Origin of the sequence: Actinomadura roseirufa, from assembly GCF_900659635.1 — a bacterium.
In the GTDB taxonomy this organism is placed as follows: Bacteria; Actinomycetota; Actinomycetes; order Streptosporangiales; family Streptosporangiaceae; genus Spirillospora; species Spirillospora roseirufa.
The window spans coordinates 1-1968 of record NZ_CAACVB010000535.1 but is presented as its reverse complement, the minus strand read 5'-3'; the positions used below and the strand labels follow the sequence as shown (position 1 = coordinate 1968).

Sequence of the window (1968 nt, the reverse complement as noted above, 5' to 3'; positions counted from 1 at the left end):
GGCACCGGCGCCCACGGCGGCGCGTACGACGCTCCCCACCCCGGCGACGGCGGGCCGGGGCGCCTGCTCGCCTGGGACGGCGCCGGCCGCGAGACCCACGCCCGCGACGCCGTCCGGCACGCGCTCCCCGTGCTCGCCTCCGGCCGCCCCCGCGTCATCGCCCCCGAGGTCCTCGGCTGCGCCGACCCCCTCTGCCGGATCCGCGTCGCGATGATCGCCCCCCTCACCGTCGAGGGCCGTGTCGAGGGCGCGTTCGCCGCGTACTGGACCGTCCCGTCCACGGCGCGCGTCAAGGCCGTGGGCGAGGCCGCCCGCTGGGTGACCGGGCAGCTGGAGCTGGCCGAGCTCGACGCGGCCCGCGTCCGGCTCGCCGAGGCCGAGATGAGGGCGCTGCGCGCCCAGATCTCCCCCCACTTCGTCTACAACTCCCTGACCACGATCGCCTCGTTCGTCCGGACCGACCCCGGCCGCGCGCGCGAGCTGCTGCTCGACTTCGCCGACTTCGCCCGCTACTCCTTCCGCGACCCCCGCGACTTCACCACCCTCGCCGACGAGCTGCGCTCCATCGACCGCTACCTGCTGCTGGAGCGCGCCAGGTTCGGCGAGCGGCTCCAGTTCAGCGTGGAGGTCGCCCCCGAGGTGCTGCCGGTCGCGGTGCCCTTCCTGGCCCTCCAGCCGCTCGTGGAGAACGCGATCCGGCACGGGATGCAGGGGGACCCCGCGCCCTTCCACATCTGGATCGTGGCCCGCGACGCCGGCGCCGAGGCGGCGATCAGCGTCGAGGACGACGGCGTCGGCATGGACCCCGAGCGGCTCCAGGAGATCCTCTCGGCGCCGCTCGGCCGGTCCCGCCCGCCGGGCCGGGCGGGCGCCCGCGAGGGCCGCGACGGCGGCGGCGCCGGGATCGGCCTCGCGAACGTGGACGAGCGGATGCGGCAGGTCTACGGCGACGAGTACGGGCTCACCGTCGAGACCGCGCCCGGCGCGGGAACCAAGGTGAATTTGCGCGTCCCGAAGTACCGGCCAGGAGTATTTCCGGACTGACGGCCTCCGCGCGACACGCCGCTCACATTTCGAAACCGATTGCGGACAGACGGTAATCGCGGCAAAGTCGCCCCTATGCTGCGCGTCCTGGCCGTCGACGATGAACGTCCCGCACTGGAGGAGCTCACGTACCTGCTCCGCAAGGACCCGAGGATCGGGCAGGTCACGGGGGCGGGCGAGGGCGCGTCCGCGCTGCGCGACCTGAGCCGGATGCTGGTCGAGGGCGAGCGCCTGGACGCGGTGTTCCTCGACATCCGGATGCCCGGGCTGGACGGCCTGGACTTCACCCGCCTCCTCACCCAGTTCGCCGCGCCGCCGCACGTGGTGTTCGTGACCGCGCACGACGACTGCGCCGTCACCGCCTACGAGCTCGGCGCGCTGGACTACCTGCTCAAGCCCGTGCGGCCCGAGCGGCTCGCCGAGGCCGTCCGGCGGGTGGAGGAGGCCGTGCACCGGGCGTCGCCGCCCGGCGATGACGGCGCCGGCGCCGCCGACGACGAGATGATCCCGGTCGAGCTCGGCGGGCGCACCCGGCTGGTCTCGCGCCGGGCGGTGACGCACGTGGAGGCGCAGGGCGACTACGTCCGGCTGCACACCGCCGACGGCGGCTACCTCGTCCGGATGCCGCTGGCCGCGCTGACCAAGCGGTGGGAGGCGGCGGGGTTCATCCGCATCCACCGCAGCACGCTCGTCGCGTCCGCGCACATCACCGAGCTGCGCTTCGACGGCGGCCGCGCCGCCGTGCAGATCGGCGACGAGCTGCTGCCGGTGAGCCGCCGGCACACCCGTGAGGTCCGCGACCTGCTGATCCGCAAGTTCCACCACGCCCCGCGGGGCCGGACGTGAGCAGGCGGCCGGGCACCCGGCGCGCCGTCAGACGGCCAGGTCGCGGCGCAGGCGTTCCACGTGGCCGGTGGCCTTCAC

General features: G+C 74.9%; 2 protein-coding genes. Both read left to right on the top strand.

From position 1 onward, the window contains the following. A partial coding sequence (locus E1291_RS41190) for a sensor histidine kinase (protein WP_131743442.1) occupies positions 1 to 1044 on the top strand: 1044 nt, incomplete at its 5' end. A gap of 75 nt (positions 1045 to 1119) precedes the next feature. Beyond that, complete coding sequence (locus E1291_RS41185; protein ID WP_131743441.1) at positions 1120 to 1890, top strand: LytR/AlgR family response regulator transcription factor; 771 nt, start codon at positions 1120 to 1122, stop codon at positions 1888 to 1890. Positions 1891 to 1968 lie beyond the last annotated feature (78 nt).